This window comes from Paenibacillus sp. FSL E2-0201 (assembly GCF_037963325.1).
Classification (GTDB): domain Bacteria; phylum Bacillota; class Bacilli; order Paenibacillales; family Paenibacillaceae; genus Paenibacillus_AQ.
This window is the reverse complement of the sequence record NZ_CP150154.1, coordinates 3,866,183-3,883,940: the sequence shown is the minus strand read 5'-3', so window position 1 is coordinate 3,883,940 and position 17,758 is coordinate 3,866,183. Positions and strand designations below refer to the sequence as shown.

The 17,758-nt window shown below is 42.8% G+C and carries 20 protein-coding genes; 19 read left to right on the top strand and 1 reads right to left on the bottom strand.

What is annotated here, in order from left to right; translation table 11 throughout:
- The first annotated feature begins 6 nt into the window (after positions 1-6).
- From NSU15_RS17540 to NSU15_RS17510, 7 genes are all read left to right on the top strand, one after another.
- Complete coding sequence (locus NSU15_RS17540; RefSeq protein ID WP_339286959.1) at positions 7-867, top strand: metallophosphoesterase family protein; 861 nt, start codon at positions 7-9, stop codon at positions 865-867.
- Entirely contained in the window at positions 864-2,066 is a 1,203-nt protein-coding gene (locus tag NSU15_RS17535) for a Gfo/Idh/MocA family oxidoreductase (protein ID WP_339286958.1), read from the top strand. The genes NSU15_RS17540 and NSU15_RS17535 overlap by 4 nt, the downstream gene beginning before the upstream one ends.
- 29 nt (positions 2,067-2,095) lie before the next feature.
- Positions 2,096-2,584, top strand: coding sequence for a GNAT family N-acetyltransferase (locus NSU15_RS17530; RefSeq protein ID WP_339286957.1), 489 nt, complete (start codon positions 2,096-2,098; stop codon positions 2,582-2,584).
- Between the two features lie 162 nt (positions 2,585-2,746).
- A complete protein-coding gene (locus NSU15_RS17525) occupies positions 2,747-3,775 on the top strand; it encodes an ROK family protein (protein WP_339286956.1) in 1,029 nt (342 codons plus the stop codon).
- Between the two features lie 19 nt (positions 3,776-3,794).
- Positions 3,795-4,997 carry an MFS transporter gene (locus NSU15_RS17520; protein WP_042128620.1) on the top strand — a complete coding sequence of 401 codons (1,203 nt, stop codon included), beginning with the start codon at positions 3,795-3,797 and terminating at the stop codon, positions 4,995-4,997.
- A gap of 65 nt (positions 4,998-5,062) precedes the next feature.
- Positions 5,063-6,154 carry a glycosyltransferase gene (locus tag NSU15_RS17515; RefSeq protein WP_339286955.1) on the top strand — a complete coding sequence of 364 codons (1,092 nt, stop codon included), beginning with the start codon at positions 5,063-5,065 and terminating at the stop codon, positions 6,152-6,154.
- On the top strand, positions 6,154-6,774 hold the full coding sequence (locus NSU15_RS17510; RefSeq protein ID WP_339286953.1) for a glycerol-3-phosphate acyltransferase: 621 nt from the start codon (positions 6,154-6,156) through the stop codon (positions 6,772-6,774). Before NSU15_RS17515 ends, NSU15_RS17510 begins: the two co-directional genes overlap by 1 nt.
- 99 nt (positions 6,775-6,873) lie before the next feature.
- On the opposite strand, the gene NSU15_RS17505 is transcribed toward NSU15_RS17510, so the two are convergent.
- The gene (locus tag NSU15_RS17505) at positions 6,874-8,382 is read right to left on the bottom strand and encodes an MFS transporter (protein ID WP_339286952.1); all 1,509 of its coding nucleotides are present in this window, start codon (positions 8,380-8,382) and stop codon (positions 6,874-6,876) included.
- Between the two features lie 114 nt (positions 8,383-8,496).
- Here NSU15_RS17505 and NSU15_RS17500 point away from each other — a divergent pair, with 114 nt between their 5' ends.
- From NSU15_RS17500 to NSU15_RS17445, 12 genes are all read left to right on the top strand, one after another.
- Positions 8,497-9,312, top strand: a complete 816-nt coding sequence (locus NSU15_RS17500) for a MerR family transcriptional regulator (protein WP_339286951.1) — start codon at positions 8,497-8,499, stop codon at positions 9,310-9,312.
- 135 nt (positions 9,313-9,447) lie between these two features.
- Complete coding sequence (locus NSU15_RS17495) at positions 9,448-9,870, top strand: SRPBCC domain-containing protein (RefSeq protein ID WP_339286949.1); 423 nt, start codon at positions 9,448-9,450, stop codon at positions 9,868-9,870.
- Position 9,871: 1 nt separating this feature from the next.
- The gene (locus NSU15_RS17490; protein ID WP_076118921.1) at positions 9,872-10,204 is read left to right on the top strand and encodes a metalloregulator ArsR/SmtB family transcription factor; all 333 of its coding nucleotides are present in this window, start codon (positions 9,872-9,874) and stop codon (positions 10,202-10,204) included.
- 161 nt (positions 10,205-10,365) lie between these two features.
- The gene (locus NSU15_RS17485; RefSeq protein ID WP_339286948.1) at positions 10,366-11,397 is read left to right on the top strand and encodes an ATP-binding cassette domain-containing protein; all 1,032 of its coding nucleotides are present in this window, start codon (positions 10,366-10,368) and stop codon (positions 11,395-11,397) included.
- Positions 11,394-12,209 carry an ABC transporter permease gene (locus NSU15_RS17480; protein ID WP_339286946.1) on the top strand — a complete coding sequence of 272 codons (816 nt, stop codon included), beginning with the start codon at positions 11,394-11,396 and terminating at the stop codon, positions 12,207-12,209. Before NSU15_RS17485 ends, NSU15_RS17480 begins: the two co-directional genes overlap by 4 nt.
- Before the next feature lie 346 nt (positions 12,210-12,555).
- Positions 12,556-13,275, top strand: coding sequence for an SDR family NAD(P)-dependent oxidoreductase (locus tag NSU15_RS17475; RefSeq protein WP_339286945.1), 720 nt, complete (start codon positions 12,556-12,558; stop codon positions 13,273-13,275).
- Between the two features lie 252 nt (positions 13,276-13,527).
- Entirely contained in the window at positions 13,528-13,854 is a 327-nt protein-coding gene (locus NSU15_RS17470; RefSeq protein WP_042128594.1) for a PadR family transcriptional regulator, read from the top strand.
- 6 nt (positions 13,855-13,860) lie between these two features.
- The gene (locus tag NSU15_RS17465; RefSeq protein ID WP_339286944.1) at positions 13,861-14,049 is read left to right on the top strand and encodes a permease prefix domain 1-containing protein; all 189 of its coding nucleotides are present in this window, start codon (positions 13,861-13,863) and stop codon (positions 14,047-14,049) included.
- Positions 14,050-14,081: 32 nt separating this feature from the next.
- Positions 14,082-14,831: a hypothetical protein gene (locus NSU15_RS17460; protein ID WP_339286942.1), complete on the top strand. Its 750-nt coding sequence runs from the start codon at positions 14,082-14,084 to the stop codon at positions 14,829-14,831.
- A gap of 260 nt (positions 14,832-15,091) precedes the next feature.
- Positions 15,092-15,850 (top strand): Wzz/FepE/Etk N-terminal domain-containing protein, encoded by a 759-nt coding sequence (locus tag NSU15_RS17455; RefSeq protein WP_339286940.1) that lies wholly within the window; start codon positions 15,092-15,094, stop codon positions 15,848-15,850.
- Positions 15,798-16,505, top strand: a complete 708-nt coding sequence (locus NSU15_RS17450; protein WP_339286938.1) for a CpsD/CapB family tyrosine-protein kinase — start codon at positions 15,798-15,800, stop codon at positions 16,503-16,505. Before NSU15_RS17455 ends, NSU15_RS17450 begins: the two co-directional genes overlap by 53 nt.
- Positions 16,478-17,746, top strand: a complete 1,269-nt coding sequence (locus tag NSU15_RS17445) for an oligosaccharide flippase family protein (protein ID WP_339286936.1) — start codon at positions 16,478-16,480, stop codon at positions 17,744-17,746. The genes NSU15_RS17450 and NSU15_RS17445 overlap by 28 nt, the downstream gene beginning before the upstream one ends.
- The last annotated feature ends 12 nt before the right edge of the window (positions 17,747-17,758 follow it).

Here is a 17,758-nt window from a genome sequence, read left to right as displayed (position 1 = left end):
GCATTTATGAGGCTGGCGATTATTGGGGACTTACACTACCCGGACGAATTGTTAAACAACAAGGTTTTGATTAAAGAGGCACGAGATGCTTTTTATGAGCAATTTATGAATCTATTTTTGTCCATCCCAGCCGATTATCATATTTCCGTGGGAGATATGGTGCATGCAGGAGAATTTAGCGAATTTAATTATATCATGGGTAAGATTAAGGACAGCAAGCATTCTAGACGTTTTCTACATGTTCTTGGTAATCATGATACGTACACTTATCCTAAGGAAGAAATCCTTTCCGTCACCCGGCAGCAGCGATACAGTGTTATTGAAGAGACGAATGCAATCATTATTTTGCTGGATACCGCACGGGAAAATCGTGACGATTGGAGCGGAACACTTGATGATGAACAGCTGACTTGGCTCGAAGCACAAATGAAGCGGAAATCGGAAAAGCCTTTATTCGTCTTCGGTCATCATCCCTTGTATAATACGACGGCTAGATCAACTGAGCCAATGATGTCACTGGATCCCAGCTTGGACATTTGGCCGATATTGAAGCAATGGCAAGGTGTGGGTTTCTATTTCAACGGGCATAATCATGTGCATTCTATCGTTAGAAAAGAAAACTGGCATTTCATTCAAACAGCCTCCATCCTGGATATTCCTGCTGCTCGAATCCTTACAGTGCTTGAAGATGAAATCAGGTTAGAGATGGTGAATCTGGCAAGCGAGCAATTGAGTAAATGGTCTTCATTATTTACCTTCAGCATTTTTGATTATGAAAAATATCCGCAGGCTGAAGGGGAGACAAGAGATCAGGAGCTAATCATCAATCGACTTCAAATGGATAGAAAGCAGGTGGACCAGCAATGAATCGTCAGCCAGTAAGATTAGCGATCGTAGGTGGAAATCGCGGAGCCAGTTTTATGAATGCACTGTACTCTCTATCGGATCGGATACATCTGACCGCCACTTGTGACTTGAATGAGTGGGTGCTCAACCAATGGAAAGAGAAATTCCCGGAAATCCGAACGTATCGGGATTATCATGAAATGTTAAAAGATTCGGCGATAGATGCGGTGTTTATCTTAAGCCCCATGCATTTGCATGCCAGACAATCTATTGATGCTTTAAAAGCGGGTAAGCATGTCCTAAGTGAAGTGATTTCGATCCAATCTTTAGAGGAAGCTTGGGAGCTTATCGAAACTGTTGAACAAACTGGACTTAAATATATGATGTCTGAAAATTACTGCTTCTCGCGCTCAAATCTGACGATTAAACATATGGCGGATCAAGGCATGTTCGGTGAAATTACTTATCTGGAAGGCGGATATATCCATGATTTACGTCATTTGACTCATCATCCGGATGGTTCTCTGACTTGGCGGGGGCAATTACATCAGCAGTATAACGGGATCAATTATCCGACACATTCTATTGGTCCAGTTGCGCAATGGATTAACCTCAATAAGCCTGAGGGTGATCGCTTAAAAAGCGTCTCGTCTTTTGTTTCCAAATCTAGATCCTTACAATATTATTTCGGAGAGCATTATGGAAAAGATCATCCAGCAGCACGGGAGGGATTCTGGCGGCAAGGGGATAGCGCGGTTGCGGTCATTCAAACGGAAAAGGGTGTACTGATTGAACTGCGTATAGACTGGTCCTCCGTTAGACCGCATAATAAAACTCATTATTTACTGCAAGGAACTGAGGGAGCGTATATTACGGGCCGCCATCAGTACGAAGAGGATTTGATCTGGTTCAAGAATCTCTCGCCCAAAAATATAGCGGATGGAGAGGAAATGTGGGAGCCTTTAAGCAGTTATCAACCACTCTATGATCACCCGACATGGATGAAATGGGGCGAATATGCCGCTGGGACGAAACATGGCGGAGGCGATTTTATGGTGCTTGAAGAATTTATTTCTGCCATTCAGGAGGATCGAACCCCTTCGGTGGACGTATATGATGCCGTTACTTGGAGCTCTGTGTTTACATTGTCAATGGAATCTGTAGAGAATGGTGGAAAAGCAATAGCCTTTCCTGATTTTAGAACGAGAGTGAGGAATTGATGGTGGATCAGGCCCTTTCCAAACTTGTGATGAAAAAAGAAATGCTGTCCGACTTGCCTGTTTTTCACTGTCCTACCGGGTATCTAATTCGTCATTTCGAGCCGGATGATGAACGGAACTGGGAGGAGCTTATCCGCCATTCTTTTATGAGGGAAGTTAAATTTGCACATAAAATCAGTGATCATGTACCGCTTTATTCTGAGCGCTTGCTGTTCATTTGCCGCGGGGATCAACCTGTAGCTACTGCTACGGCCTGGGAGTCGGGTAGTGAGGACCATAAGAACTGGTACTTGCATATGGTTGGAGTGCTTCCAGAATATTCTGGTAAAGGTCTCGGCTATGCTGTGAGTCTAGCTGTCTTACACAAAATAAGAGATTCAGGGGGAACGGCGGCATGTTTAGAAACCGATGATTTCAGACTGCCCGCCATCCGTATTTATTTGAAATTAGGATTTCAGCCTGTGTACTTGGATGAAAGCCATCCTGGAAGATGGGAACGAATCCTGCAAAGGCTTTGAATATGTTGATAATTAGGGGGGCTTCATGCCCCCTTATTCATGTTGGAGCTTCAGAAGGGCCGCATCCAAAAATTATGTTGTCGTTAGGAAGTATTCCTGCTATAGTCATACTGACTTATTAAATGCATTTAATAAGTCAGTATGACTATAGGTGGGAGAGCCATGTCAAGTGATAAAAGACTTCCTTCACAGCAACTCAAATCCGAAATTATTCGGAATATTCGAACAGCATTATTAGAATTAGGAAGGGCTACGAAGGCGGAGTTAAGTCAAAGATTACAATACAGTTTTCCAACGATCAGTAAATTTCTAATGCAGATGGAAGAGACTGGGGAAGTAACGATCATCGGCCTTGATGAGTCTAGTGGCGGAAGAAGGGCAATAAGATACGCCTATAATCCGAATTACCGATTAGGGATGGCTATTTTTTTGGAAAAAAATGAAACAAACTATACGATCTATAATTGCATTGGCGATGTTGTAAAAGAAGGGAATTTACCTAGTATTCTTGAGGAAGACGTTAGTACACTGGTCTCGCTTATCGAAGGTGAAAAAAAGGCCAATCCCAAGATTCAATCTGTGGCGATTGGTGTTCCAGGCGCGGTGAAACACGGGAAGATTTTTCTGATCCCAGGTTATGCGAAATATCAGAATCTAGATTTAAAAAGCTATATAGAAGATCAACTCTCGATCCCGACCATTGTGGAAAATGATATGAATGCCGCTGTAATCGGTTATATGGCGCAAAGAAATTTGAAGGAGAATATTTCTCTGATGTATCTGTATTTAGGGAAAAATGGTCCGGGAGCCGGAATAGCGGTTAATGGTGAAATTGTTCGGGGAAAGACGTTTTTTTCAGGGGAAGTTCAATATATGCCCCAGTATGACAATCGGAATTTCATAGAAGCATTAACTGGAGATCAAGGTGGATCAAGCATGCAGGCGGAACATAAAGTAGATGCGATTAGTCGGTTAGTGGCTACTATGACCTCTATTTTGAATCCGCATTATATTATTTTTTGTGAGGATGAGTTAACTCCAGCTATGGTTAATCAAATTGCTGAGCGAACTGCTACATATGTTCCTAAGGAACATCTTCCGGAATTAGCGGTAAGTGACTTGAAGCGTGATTATCTGAATGGATTACAGAGTCTTGGATTAGGTTTATTAGTTTCACAACAAATAGATTAGAACCCTTAAGGAGATAACGATGGCAACTTTTTTTCTAATTATTATTTATTTAGCATTTATTAGTTTAGGACTGCCAGATTCATTGCTTGGATCCGCATGGCCGGTGATGAGAATGGATTTAAATGCTTCATTAGGTACTGCTGGAATCCTCTCGATGGTTATTGCAGTAGGCACAATTGTATCGAGTTTGATGAGCGGTGTAATTCTTAAACGTTTTGGTACGGGGAAAGTGACCCTTGTAAGCTGTATCATGACTGCTGTAGCGTTGCTTGGTTTTGCATGGTCACCTTCATTAGTCTGGTTAATTGTTGCTGCGATTCCACTAGGTTTAGGTGCAGGATCTGTAGATGCCGGATTAAACAGTTATGTTGCTACGCACTATAAAGCGCATCATATGAGTTGGTTGCATTGTTTCTGGGGTGTAGGCGCTACACTGGGTCCTATTATTATGGGATCTTTTATCTCTGGAGAAGGTCTATGGCGACAAGGTTATCTTACGGTTGCTTATATTCAATTGAGTTTAGTGGTTATTCTATTCGTCACGCTGCCTTTATGGAAAAAAGTGGCTGGGAACAATAGCAACCCAAATGTTGAAAGTGATCATGACTTCAATCAGTCTGAGCTAGAACATGCAGCTGAGAACATAAAGCCTTGGAAACTAAGAGGGGTAAAACTAGCGATGTTAACCTTCTTATTTTATTCTGCCATTGAAACGAGTATGGGGTTATGGGGGAGTAGTTTTCTTGTGAATATCAAAGATGTCCCTGCATCGACTGCTGCTACATGGGTGTCGTTTTTTTACCTAGGGATTACTTTTGGTAGAATGGTGACGGGCTTCATTACTTTTAGAATGAGTAATAAACAGCTAATTCGATACGGTCAACTTATTGCTTTAATCGGTACAATATTGTTAGTACTGCCGCTTCCAACGATAGTTTCACTAGTAGGATTTATGATTGTCGGTCTGGGATTAGCCCCTATTTTCCCATGTATGCTACATGAAACTCCTGTACGATTCGGGAAGAAGCATGCTCAGTCAATTATGGGCTTTCAGATGGCAACAGCTTATACTGGTACCACGCTGGTACCGCCATTTATCGGTTTACTGGCCTCGAATTTTACGTTGGGTATTTTTCCTGCGATGATCGTTTTTTTCGCTATCGTCATGCTTTTATGTACAGAAAAGCTTAATAAATACTCAGCTAAAGTAAATGTAGGTTAAATTTGAAATGAATATATTACGGACTAACCCCTCATATATATAGATGTAGAAGGGGGGGAACCGTAATGTGGTTGTTAATGGTTATAGGCGTTGGATGTCTCTCCGGTTTTATTTTGTTCAGAAAAAATACCTTGAGCACTTATCACGAGCCTAATCAAGGACCGGAGAAATTGTCCATTATCATTCCTGCAAGGAATGAAGAATATAATTTGCGTTATCTGCTCGATTCACTTCAGTCTCAGACCCTTACACCCTATGAAATTATTGTGGTGGATGACTTCTCAGAGGATCGGACCAAAGAAATTGCCGAAAGCTATGGGGTTAAGGTTATTGTGAACAGCAGTCTCCCTGAGGGATGGACGGGTAAGAGCTGGGCAGTCTGGAATGGATATTTACAAGCCTCGGGCGATATCTTTGCTTTTTTGGATGCGGATATCCGATTAAAGCCTAACGCTTTGGCGTCATTATTAACAGCAAGGGAGCTATCGAAAGGTGTCATTTCGGTAGTTCCTTTTCATCATACAGAAAAGCTGTTTGAGAAGCTCGCCTTAATCATGAATATGCTGGGGATCTTCACCTTCACTTCGGTTTTTGAACGGAATAACGCCAAAAAAGGACTGTACGGCTCATGTATTCTAGCTTTAAGGCAGGATTATGAAAAAGTTAATGGTCATCAAAGTATTAGATCTGAAGTGCTGGATGATTTGTCTTTAGGAGAGAAGTTTATCTCGGCCGGTGTTCCGATTCGAAATTTTATCGGTTATGGCTTAGTATCGTTTCGCATGTATCCGAAGGGGATCAAAAGTGAAATAGAAGGCTTCAGTAAAGGGGCTGTCTTAAGCACCTCAACGTTAAGTCCACTGACAATTGTTCCAATTGCACTTTGGGTTGTTGGACTTATTGTTTCAGAAACCGTATTTGTTTTTGCGAATACTTCATGGTTTGTGCCTTTATTGATAGGTTATCTTCTTTATATGTTTCAATTCTTTTATTTTATTAAATATGTAGGGGTATTCGGCATCGTTATTCCTGTATTTCACGTGGTGGCTACTCTTTTCTTTATCTTGATCATGCTTTATTCGATTTATCAGGTCGTTTTTCTAAGGCATGTAAGCTGGAAAGGAAGGCATATCCAGGTGGGAGGCCATAGGGACTAATGATCATATTGTGGATCGCGGGTTTATTTTTGTCGGGATCTCTTATGTTTTCCTATTGGCTTGGGCTGGCGCGTAAAAAGAATCTAAAATTCATAGGCGACGGTAATCCGGGGGCTTTGAATCTATGGAAGTCGTCCGGTTATAAATTCGGCATTTTAGGTATTATTTTGGATTTTCTAAAAGGATATTTGCCTCTTTTATGGGTAATGGAAAGTCATTATAGTGAAAGTTATCTCATTGTTTCGTTAGCTTTAGCTCCCATTGCGGGTCATGCCTTTTCTCCCTTTCTTAAAGGAAAAGGTGGGAAGGCGATCGCCGTGACCTTTGGGGTATGGAGTGCGTTGACAGGATTCAAAGCTTCTTTAGCGCTAGCTGTTATTTTAGCAGTGCTGAAAGTGATCGGTAGTTGGTACAATCGCAGAGTCAAAACTCCTGTAACGGATGGTTTACAAGTGGTAAGCGGAATGCTGCTGCTTTCCGTTTATCTGTATATCAGTAAGTGGCCTGCTCCTATTTTGTGGGTTTGGCTTGGGAGCTTTTTGATCCTTGTCTATACGCACAGATTTGAATGGAGTACGTGGATACGGAAATATTCAACAAGGGAACGAAAAAGAACATAATATGATTTATGGAAAATAAGCGAGGGTGTCTCAACAGCCATTTTTATGGCTATTGAGACACCCTCTTTCGGTGAAGCAAGTAGCTTCGTCTTTCTAACATTATTGTTCTAGGATCAAAGATTTGCGTTTTGACATCGTACGGATGATAAACGCAGAAGCTAAAAGAAGGATTGTGGCAGTGGCAAGGACAACAATAAATGACTGATCAAAAGCTGATTGTGCGGCTTCAACGAGTGCGGATCCAGCATCAGTAGGCATATTTTCTGCAGCTAGAAGAGCCTCGTCAAGGCTGTCGCGAACGATCGGCGGGACTGTTAATCCATCTGGGACAACTAATGATGCTGTATAGATGAATGATGAAAGACTGCCTAGAAGCGTAATACTTAGGGCGCTGCCGAGTTCGAACGATACTTCCTCTATAGATGCGGCCATGCCGGCTTGTTCAACAGGAACATTTAGCATGATTGAATTTGAAGCGGCAGTCATCGCTCCCCCAAGACCAGCGCCCAGGATCATTAAAGCTGCGAACTGTAAGAAGATATTCCCGTCATGGAAGAGTAGAAGGGTGCCCATTCCTATACCTGACACTAACAAGCAGATCCACTGTACTTTTACTTTGTCCACTCGATGCAACACTAGTCCGATGAGTATCCCTGAGATGAAGGACGCTATTGAAGTGAATACAACGTACAAGCCCGCTTCCAATGGTGTATATCCAAGAACAAGCTGGAGCCGTTGAGTCACGATCAATTCCATTCCAATAAGTGCAAAACAAGACAATAGCGCTGTAGCCACTCCTGTAGAAAAGTGGGAGTCTCTGAATAGTGCAAAATCTATTAATGGATTCTGGCTCTTACGTTGATGGCGCATAAATATGATCATAGCTACGACACCAATCACGGCAGATAACACAGCGATGGCAATTGAACCTTCACGTCTGCTGATCTCCTTAACTGCATAAACAAGGGCAACCAGACCAATCATAATTTGAACAGAACCAATGAAATCCCATTTCTTATTCTTATTCCCTTTAAGATTTGGAATTAGTAAGATGGCCAAGATCAGTGCAAGAATAACTATAGGAATATTGATGAGGAACACCGATCCCCACCAGAAATGTTCCAGTAAAAAACCACCAACGAGTGGACCCATTCCTGCTCCTACAGAGGAGACTGATGCCCAAATACCTACGGCTAGTGAACGCTCACGCTCATCCGAAAAGGTAGTTCGAATAATGGAGAGTGTTGCGGGCATCATCATGGCTGCACCAATAGCTAGTAGGGTACGCGCAGCAATAAGCACGAGAGGTGTCGGCGCGTAGGCAGCGATTAATGAAGCCAACCCAAAGATAGTAAGTCCCATAACGAAGAGTTTTTTATGCCCAAGACGATCGCCTAGTGTGCCAAGACCGAGTAATAATCCTGCCATTACGAGTGGATAAATATTTACGATCCATAGCTTTTCCGATGCAGAAGCAGCAAGATCATGCGTAAGTCGGGGTAGAACCGAATAAAGCACGGTCATGTCGATGACGATCATAAAGAGTGCGCTGGACACAATCGCCAGCACGATCCAGCGTTGGAATTTAGATAGATTTGATGAAAACATGGGTAATCCTCCTAAGATGATAGTAGCTAATAACGTTACCTTGACAAGGTAATGGTGTTCCGTTATTGTACTTTGAGGTATAGGGTAACCCGATAGTCAAGAGGAGTGATTTGAATGTCTATTGATTATGATCAATACTTTACGACGAGCGAGTTCGCAAAGGTATGCGGGGTAACAAAGCATACGTTATTCCATTATGATGACATTGGTATATTAAAACCGGAGATCGTGAAGGAAAACGGATATCGTTATTATTCCTATAAGCAGTTTTATACCTTCGATATTATTGCCGTATTGAAAGGGACAGGAACACCGTTGAATGAGATCAAAGAATATATACAAGATCAAAACACATTGCATTTTTTATCCATGCTTAAGCAAAAACAGAAGCAGTTGGTTGAAGAACAAAAAAAGTTAGAGCGTATGCAAAGGCTTTTACAAGGGGCTATAGATAATACGAATCGTGCGCTCTACGTTAATTGTGGAGAACCCTGGGTCGAGGAATGTGATGAAGAGTACTTTATTACGGTTAGACTCTCGAAGGAGAAGGGTGAGAAAGATCATGTACGAAAAGTATATCGAATCTTCGATTATTGCGATGAACATCATCTTGAATATGACTTTCCGATAGGTTCGATTATTTGTAAAAGCAGTTTGGAAGAAGGCGACTATGACCCGGATTATTATTGTAATAAAATCAATGAAAAGCATAACGGTGAATTACTTTATATTAAGCCAAAGGGTAAATATTTGATCATGAATCACAAGGGATCTTATGAAAGCTTACCTGCGTCATATGAGAAGCTAAAGTCTTATACTGCTGAAAATGATTTACACATAACCGGAAATGCTTATGAGTATGAATTGCTTAGTTATTTAGCTGTAGGGGATCCAGATAAGTATGTTATTCAAATTGCGATCCAAATATAAAAGAACCATACAATGGAAGCTGTATTGTACTACCAACCATCTAACAAAATCTGTAAATTGACATAACACCAAATGGTGTTATAATAAAAATGAAACCGAAAGGTGTTACATTAAAATGAATTTTGGAGGCCATTTATGCACACTCAAGGACCACTACAAGACATTCGCCAAACAATTACACTCAATGCGCCCATTGAAAAAGTATGGAAAGCCATTTCCACTGCTGAAGGAATAGCTGCCTGGTGGATGCCAAGTACATTCGAGCCAGTGGTAGGCCATGAGTTCATTCTACATGCTGGACAATTCGGGGATTCCCCTTGTAAAGTTACAGAGATTGATGAGCCGAACCGTGTCGGTTTCAATTGGGGGAAGGATTGGCATCTTGCCTTTGAATTGAAAGAAATGGATGGGAAAACGGAGTTCACCGTGATCCACTCTGGATGGGACCCTGAAAAGGTAACTGAATTTGGTCAACCTCATCCTATCGTTCGTGGCTTTATGAACGGCGGCTGGGAGAAAATCGTCCAAGAAAAACTTCCTGCTTATATCGAGGCTTAAGATGCCAGTCGCTGAATCTGGACATGATGTCTTTCAAGCGATAGCAGATCCTACCCGTCGCAGTCTGCTAAAGCTGCTTGCTAATAAGGAAATGTCCATAGCATCTATCTCGGACTGCTACCCGATCAGCCGAACCGCAGTTAACAAGCATTTACAAGTATTGTCCGATGCGCAGCTTGTTAGCAGTCAGAAAGTCGGCCGGGAGACTCGCTACAAGCTTCAGCCAGAGCCTCTACTGGAGCTTCAAGATTGGCTTACCTTTTTTGAACAATACTGGGCTAATAAATTGATTGCGCTTAAAGAATATGTTGAAGCAGACTCAGACGAAAAGTGATAAAGCCGGGAAGCGTGGATCGCGCTGCCCGGCTTTTTTTGTTTGTTCTTCTAGAAACTAAATAAATGGATAAGTTTAACTCCGTTTAAACCATCGTTTAAATTCAGTTTATAAATGGGGTTTACTATCACCATATAATCTGAAACGTTGGGGGAATTACTATGGTGCAAGTACAGAAGAAGATTCTAACACCAGACCATAACGAGTGGGCCGTCGAAGCGCGGGGACTGGTCAAAACATTTGGAGACAATCGCGCGGTGGATGGCGTGAATTTGAACGTGAAAGCAGGTACGATCTATGGCGTACTTGGTCCGAATGGGGCAGGAAAGACTACCGTCATTCGGATGCTGGCAACCTTACTTCGTCCCGATGCAGGTACTGGGCGAATCTTCGGGCATGATGTGGTGAAGGAGTCGCAGATTGTTAGGCAATTAATTGGTGTGACAGGACAGTATGCCTCAGTCGATGAGTCATTAAGTGCTACAGAGAACCTTATTATCTTCTCTCGGCTCTTAGGGCTTGGGCGCGCAGAGTCGCGGAAAAAAGCAACAGAATTACTGGAAGAGTTTGGTCTGACTGAGGCGGCTAAACGGCCTCTTCGAAATTTCTCTGGCGGTATGCGTCGCCGTCTGGATTTGGCAGCTAGCCTTATTGCACAACCACCTTTAATTTTCCTGGATGAACCGACTACAGGGCTTGATCCTCGCACTCGTTCACAGATGTGGGATACCATTCGTCGATTGGTGAATACGGGATCAACGGTTCTTCTGACTACACAGTACCTTGAAGAAGCAGATCAACTGGCTGATCGGATCGCAGTTATCGATCGTGGGCAAGTCGTTGCAGAGGGGACGGCGGATGATTTGAAAGCGTCTGTGGGTACCACATCACTACACCTGAAGGTTCAACATCTAAAAGATATTGAACTAGCACGTCAGCGTGTGGAACATGTGCTCCAAATTCAGTCCGTGGTATCGTACGAAGCCGGGAAAATAACGGCACCGATGGCGGACGCTGATTTAGTTACAGACCTGCTTATTGCGCTTCGTGAGGAAGGGATTCACTTGGCTGAGATGAGTGTGCAGAAACCGACGCTTGATGAAGTATTCCTAACGATTACAGGTCATGGTGCTACGGATGAAACGTCAACAGCGTCCCAAGAGTCAAATGTTAAGGAGGCAGCGAGAGTATGAGAACCACTACACTAAATTCGGGTATTAACCGCCCATTGAAAAACCATACGAGTTTTCGGCAAGCTGTACGCAACTCGTTAACGATGGCTTATCGTGGGATATTGAAAATTCGACGTACCCCTGAACAATTGTTCGACGTTACACTTCAGCCAATTATTTTCACGCTGATGTTTACCTATATCTTTGGAGGGGCTATATCTGGTGACGTGGTAAGTTATTTGCCTGTTATTATACCCGGCATTCTTGTGCAGACCGTAATCACTACCTCCATCGTTACTGGTGTCCAATTACGTGAGGACATGGATAAAGGCGTGTTCGACCGATTCAAATCACTACCAATAGCTCGAATAGCCCCGTTAGCGGGAGCTTTGTTGGCGGACACGATTAGATACACGATTGCTACTGTGCTTACATTTACCATGGGCTACATTATGGGTTACCGTCCTGATGGTGGTCTGGAACATGTCGCATTCGCTGCGCTTCTTGTTATTGTTTGTGCTTGGTCGATTAGCTGGATTTTCGCTTTTTTCGGTGTGATTGCACGGACTGCTTCTAGTGTGCAGGGGATATCAATGATTGTGTTGTTCCCACTTACATTTCTATCTAATGCCTTCGTGCCTGTCGATACGCTGCCTAACTGGTTACAATGGTTTGTTAAAGTCAATCCAATCTCACATCTCGTTTCTGCCGTACGACAACTTACTAACTTTGGAACCGTAGGTTGGGATTTCACTATCTCTTTGATTGGAGCAGCTGTTATCGTCGCAATATTTGCACCTATTACGGTACGTGCTTATATGCGTCGGACATAATTTGAAATACAATGTTTTAGCCAGTTTCTTCATTTTGAATATGTCCCCTCAAATGCAGATGAATGAAGTAACGCAGGGTTTGTCGCTTAACCCAAATGAGACAGCTTCACATAAAACCTCGTTTCAGCTGTACGAGAACTTATTAACTTTGGAACCGTAGGTTGGGATTTCACTACCATATGCACCGGATATTGTTGAACAAAAGCCGTTATCTATGGATTCTTCCATGATAGCGGCTTTTTTAAAAGTTAATTGTCTAATTTCTACTACTAACCCTACATCTTCATGTTCATCGATGGTAATATGATATGAAAATAAAATGATAAACATGGGAAAGGGAGACAGTATGAGAAACTATCTGATTTTGGGGGCAAGTAAAGGTTTGGGAGATGCATTTGTGAAAGGGTTACCTGAGTCTGGCGATCAAGTTTGGATCGTTTCCAGAAGCAGGCCAGGCAGTCTCGATCTTAATGATGGCATAAAACGAATCTGGATTGCAGTAGATTTATCACAGCCAGATGCCGCACAAGTCTTATCAAAGGGCATTCAAACGGAGAAACTGGATGTTCTAGTTTATAACGTAGGCATTTGGGAAAAAGAAGGGTTTGAGTCTCACTATACGTTTGACAAAGATGAGGCAAGTGACATTGCCAACATTATAAATGTGAATATAACCTCAACAATTACCTGCATACAGGCTGTACTGCCTAATCTTCGCCAATCGGAGGCAGGGAAAATTATTCTAATTGGCTCCACAGCAGGTCTGGATCATACCAATAACGCCCAGGTATCCTTTGTAGCTTCCAAGTTCGGTCTGCGTGGCATTACTCATGCATTACGAGAGCATGTTCGCAAGGATGGCATTGCTGTTACTTGTGTGAATCCGGGTGAGTTGGCAGCAGAAATTCCTTATGAAGATGGCGTGGAAAAAGCAATTGCAGAATATAGCGGCACAAGAATTCCTGTTCAGGACATTGTCTCCATTGTGAAATGTGTCGTTAACCTCTCTAGCGCTTCCTGTGTCAAAGAAATTCAAATTCCTGCAATGTCTGATTTGAATGCATAATAAATCTTAGTTGCCCTGTTCATAATTTTACAAAAGCCGCTATCTATGGATTACTCTATGATAGCGGCTTTTTGCTGTGGTATAAGGCTGTATAGGATTTCTATTAGGGTCATAAAAAGCATGCTCATTTATAGCATAGAACCAGTTAGGTTTTTTTTGCCTATTTTTCCCTAAACTACTTCATCTGTCGTAGTAATTATGTTATACTGCAACTACTACGACAGATGAAGTAATCGAGGAGGTCTACCATTATTGATCAGCAGTGATGTTATACGCGGTTACAATGATACGCTGATCCTCTTCATGCTGCTGGATGGAGAATCCTATGGGTATGAAATTTCTAAAAACATCAGGCAGTTGACGCAGGAGAAGTACATTATGAAGGAGACAACCTTGTATTCCGCTTTTACCAGGTTAGAGAAGAACGGTTACATTGAATCCTTTTTCCAGGATGAGAGTCTCGGTAAGCGGCGTACGTATTATCGGATTACTTCGCTAGGTCTCGCCTATTATAAGGAGAAATGTGAGGAGTGGAAGGTTACTCAGGAAGTTGTTAACCAATTTATCAGAGAGTGGTGATAGAGCATGGAGACGATTGTAGTATATCTGGATAATATGTTCGCTAACCTTCCAAAAACTCCGGAACTGGAGCGTTTGAAGCGAGAACTGCTGTATGGTATGGAGGAGAAGTATCAGGAGTTGAAACATGATGGCAAGTCGGAAAATGAAGCGATCGGTGTCGTTATTTCGGAATTCGGTAATATTGAAAGTTGACCGCTGAGCTCGGTATCCAGCCTGTCGAATCGGTGCAGGTTGTGAATGTTCCTGTGCTAACAGAAGAAGAGGCTTACGCTTATGTGGCTGCCAGACGTAGTGCAGGGATGTGGACTGGTATCGGCGTTTTTCTATGTGCATGTGGAGTGGCGTTTTTGATTGGTCTTGATACACTGTTTGAACATAAAAATGCTATAGTGGCTGATAAAGGCTCGATGTTAGGGCTTGTAGGAATGTTCATGCTGGTTGCTGTTGCGGTGGGAATGTTCATCTATAGCGGAATGAAGCTTGAGCGATTCAAACGTCTGGAGCAGGGCTTTCAATTACCTTATGCGCTCAAAGCGGCACTTCAACGCAGCCAAGCCCTTTATGCTCCGACCTATCGCCTTTCATTGATTACAGGCGTTTGCCTGTGCGTGTTATCACCGGCTTTTATCTTCGCAACTTCATTTGTTAACGATGACTATACTCCATATGGAGTTGTTGCCTTTTTACCGATCGCGGCAGTGGCGGTGTTTCTGTTCATCTATTACGGTAATATCCAAGGTGCATATACGAAGCTGCTGGAGGAGCCGATAATTACTGCACAAAAGAAGGAAGAGGACCGATTTATAGGAGCTGTGGGGGCGATATTGTGGCCTTTGGCGACAGTGATCTTCTTGTTCACAGGATTTGTCTATCAGCGCTGGGATGTCAATTGGGCCGTATTCCCGATTGCCGGCATTCTCTCTGGCATGTTCAGCAATATCTATCATATTACGAAACGTAAAAATGTCTCCTAAGAGGTTCTCAACAATCATGATTTAAATAAATAGGAGAGTAACGCAAGGAATAAAATAGGCAGTTTACCAGTATCAACTAACTGGTAGGCTGCCTATTTGTGTTGAAGTTTAATAGAGCGCTTTCGTGGATCTATTAAAACAGTAGACTAATAAATTTTCAGCTTATATTGGACATATATTGGGCGGACGAGAATATGAATATACAATAATACTCTTGTTGAAGAAGACGAAAATACATTAACGGTTAGGAGAAATGAGCGATGGAATTTGAACTGGGCAGCATTTTGAAGCTAGTAAAACGTAAGCTGCTGTTCATCATTGTGTTATGTATTGTTGCGGTCGGTCTCGCTAGCTTCGTTAGCTACTATGTTTTGAAGCCGAAATATGAGGCGACAGCTTCTATTCTTATTCAAGGGGACAGGCAGCAGAAGGCAATCAATGACATTATGGCTGGGCAAAAACTAGTAACCACTTACGGGGAAATTATCCGAAGCAGCAGAATTGCTGAGGAGGTCGTTAGAAGGCTGCAATTAAATATGACCCCTGAAAAACTATTAGAAAAAGTTAAGACAAGAACTAGTAGTGAGTCATTAGTGACGACGGTAATTGTTACGGATTCTAATGCTCAGCGGGCTACGGATATCGCAAACGGTTTTGGGGAGGCCTTCAACGAGAACATTCAAGCCATTATGGGGGTAGAAAATGTAGTGTTTCTCGACCGAGCGAAAGTTCCTTTTGAGGCGATCTCACCCAAGCCTGTCTTTAATATGGTCGTTGCTTTCGGACTTGCATTGATTGCTGGGGTCGCGTTTTCCATTCTACGGGAATTGGCAGAAAAACCTGTGAGGAGCGCCAAAAACATTCAGTTGGATTTGCAGCTTCCTCTGCTAGGAACGGTGGGAAAATTGAAGCCACGGAAACGGCGGGCGAAGTCGAAATCCAATTCAGTAGAAGGAGCCACCAGACATGAAGAACAAAACGCCAAAATTGTATTGCCTGGAACAACCGAAATCATCTAATGGAGATCAATTCCGAACGATTCGCTCCAATATTCGCTATACCCGAGTAGGTGGAGAAATCCGATCTTTATTAGTCACAAGCTCTCTTCCAAATGAAGGGAAGTCGACAGTAGCGATGAACTTGGCCATAGCTATGGCGGAAACGGGCAGAACCGTGCTGCTGATCGATGGAGACTTGCGCACACCAACTGTGCATAAGGCATTCGATTTACCCAATTGGGTCGGATTAAGTAGCATCCTAGTAGATCAAACCCGATTGGAGGATTGTATTTTTTCTATTGAGGATTCAGAGGGGCTTTCAGTACTGACCTCTGGTCCAATCTCACCGAATCCGGCGGACTTACTAGGATCAACAGGAATGAAGAGGTTATTTGCAGAGCTTAGTGAGCGATTTGATACGATTGTCATCGATTCTTCATCGGTGTTAATGCCCTTCTCGGATGCGCTTATCTTGGCAAAGATGACTGAGGGTGTACTGTTAGTAGTTAAATCTGGGAAAGTGCTCTTGAAGCATACGAACTCTGCCAAACAGATGCTTGAGCAGCAAGGTGCACATGTATTGGGAGCAGTTCTGAATTATCGGAAAAGTAGCAAGCGTTACAAGATTCGCGGTGAAGATTTTGCCGATTGGGCTTCATCTTCTGGAATGGTCTAACGGTTATGACCCTTGCTTCTCTTCGATATTTATTCGGGAATATCACTTATGCAGGTGCTCAGTTCGTGATTGTAATTCTGCTTAATAAGTTTGGATCATCCGGAATTGTTGGGCAATATTCGTTAGGTCTTGCTGTGACGGCTCCCATCTTCATGTTGTCACATCTGCACCTGCGCTCGGTGTTGATAGTTGATGCCTCTGGGAAATATATTTTCGGAGATTTTTTTGGCCTTCGACTCGTGACAACCGCTGTTGCATTCACGATTACAGCGGGTTGTTGCATCGTCGGTGGTTTTGATTGGAATACAGCTATAGTCATATTTTTCATCGGATTGTATAGAATTGTTGAGTCGGTCAGCGATATTTTGTTGGGCATCGTTCAGAAGCAAGAGAAGTTAGATCAAATATCTTTCTCGAGAACCGCTAAAGGATTATTCTCCATACTTGCCTTCGCCCTCGTATTTATCCCTACTCAGAATCTCATTCTAGCGTTGTTAGTCATGATCATCGGATGGTTAGCAATAACGGTTGCATACGATGCTCGTAAAGCGAGAGTCTACACATCGCTCAAGCCACTTTTTAACAAAAGACGATTGTGGGGCTTGCTGATCATCAGTTCACCCCTAGGCATTGTGCTCGCGTTAATGTCGCTAAATACCAATATTCCACTATACACAATCTCTTACTTTAGAGGGGAACATGATTTAGGTATATACGCTACGCTCTCATACATGATTGTGGCCTGCAATGTTATTGTTACTGCGCTCGGAGAAGCGATAACGCCACGTCTTGCCCGTTGGCATGCTGCTGGACGTCATAAGGAGTTTGTTACTTTGCTCAGTCGAATGATTGCAATGGGGGCTGGTATTAGTGCGGTTGCTTGTTTGATCGGGTGGATATTTGGGTCTCAGGTGCTAACCCTTTTATTCAGTCCAGATGTGGCTGCAGAGATAGGTTTATTTCATTGGTTGCTCGTTTCTACCTTGTTGGTGTTTGTATCGTCTTACCTATGGTATGCCATAACGGCTACGGGCAAGTACAAAGCGCAGATTCCGTTGTTTCTATGTTCAGTAATCACAAATGGGCTTACTTGTCTGATCTTCGTACCCATTTTCGGGGTGATAGGTGCTGCGATAGGAGCTAGTTTGGCTTTATTCGTTCAGATGATTGGCAGTGTGATCGTGCTTTACTTGGTAATTCGTCAGGCAAGGAAACAGCTACAACAGGAATTGGCCGCATAGAGTGAGGCAATT

Excerpts from the sequence above, each read along its gene's own strand:
- NSU15_RS17490 (WP_076118921.1), top strand. The coding sequence starts at position 9,872 with ATGCCAGTCGCTGAATCTGGACATGATGTCTTTCAAGCGATAGCAGAT.
- NSU15_RS17450 (WP_339286938.1), top strand. The coding sequence starts at position 15,798 with ATGAAGAACAAAACGCCAAAATTGTATTGCCTGGAACAACCGAAATCA.
- NSU15_RS17475 (WP_339286945.1), top strand. The coding sequence starts at position 12,556 with ATGAGAAACTATCTGATTTTGGGGGCAAGTAAAGGTTTGGGAGATGCA.
- NSU15_RS17515 (WP_339286955.1), top strand. The coding sequence starts at position 5,063 with ATGTGGTTGTTAATGGTTATAGGCGTTGGATGTCTCTCCGGTTTTATT.
- NSU15_RS17455 (WP_339286940.1), top strand. The coding sequence starts at position 15,092 with ATGGAATTTGAACTGGGCAGCATTTTGAAGCTAGTAAAACGTAAGCTG.
- NSU15_RS17530 (WP_339286957.1), top strand. The coding sequence starts at position 2,096 with ATGAAAAAAGAAATGCTGTCCGACTTGCCTGTTTTTCACTGTCCTACC.
- NSU15_RS17520 (WP_042128620.1), top strand. The coding sequence starts at position 3,795 with ATGGCAACTTTTTTTCTAATTATTATTTATTTAGCATTTATTAGTTTA.
- NSU15_RS17505 (WP_339286952.1), bottom strand. The coding sequence starts at position 8,382 with ATGTTTTCATCAAATCTATCTAAATTCCAACGCTGGATCGTGCTGGCG.
- NSU15_RS17500 (WP_339286951.1), top strand. The coding sequence starts at position 8,497 with ATGTCTATTGATTATGATCAATACTTTACGACGAGCGAGTTCGCAAAG.
- NSU15_RS17510 (WP_339286953.1), top strand. The coding sequence starts at position 6,154 with ATGATCATATTGTGGATCGCGGGTTTATTTTTGTCGGGATCTCTTATG.
- NSU15_RS17535 (WP_339286958.1), top strand. The coding sequence starts at position 864 with ATGAATCGTCAGCCAGTAAGATTAGCGATCGTAGGTGGAAATCGCGGA.
- NSU15_RS17495 (WP_339286949.1), top strand. The coding sequence starts at position 9,448 with ATGCACACTCAAGGACCACTACAAGACATTCGCCAAACAATTACACTC.
- NSU15_RS17525 (WP_339286956.1), top strand. The coding sequence starts at position 2,747 with ATGTCAAGTGATAAAAGACTTCCTTCACAGCAACTCAAATCCGAAATT.
- NSU15_RS17465 (WP_339286944.1), top strand. The coding sequence starts at position 13,861 with ATGGAGACGATTGTAGTATATCTGGATAATATGTTCGCTAACCTTCCA.
- NSU15_RS17540 (WP_339286959.1), top strand. The coding sequence starts at position 7 with ATGAGGCTGGCGATTATTGGGGACTTACACTACCCGGACGAATTGTTA.
- NSU15_RS17480 (WP_339286946.1), top strand. The coding sequence starts at position 11,394 with ATGAGAACCACTACACTAAATTCGGGTATTAACCGCCCATTGAAAAAC.
- NSU15_RS17485 (WP_339286948.1), top strand. The coding sequence starts at position 10,366 with ATGGTGCAAGTACAGAAGAAGATTCTAACACCAGACCATAACGAGTGG.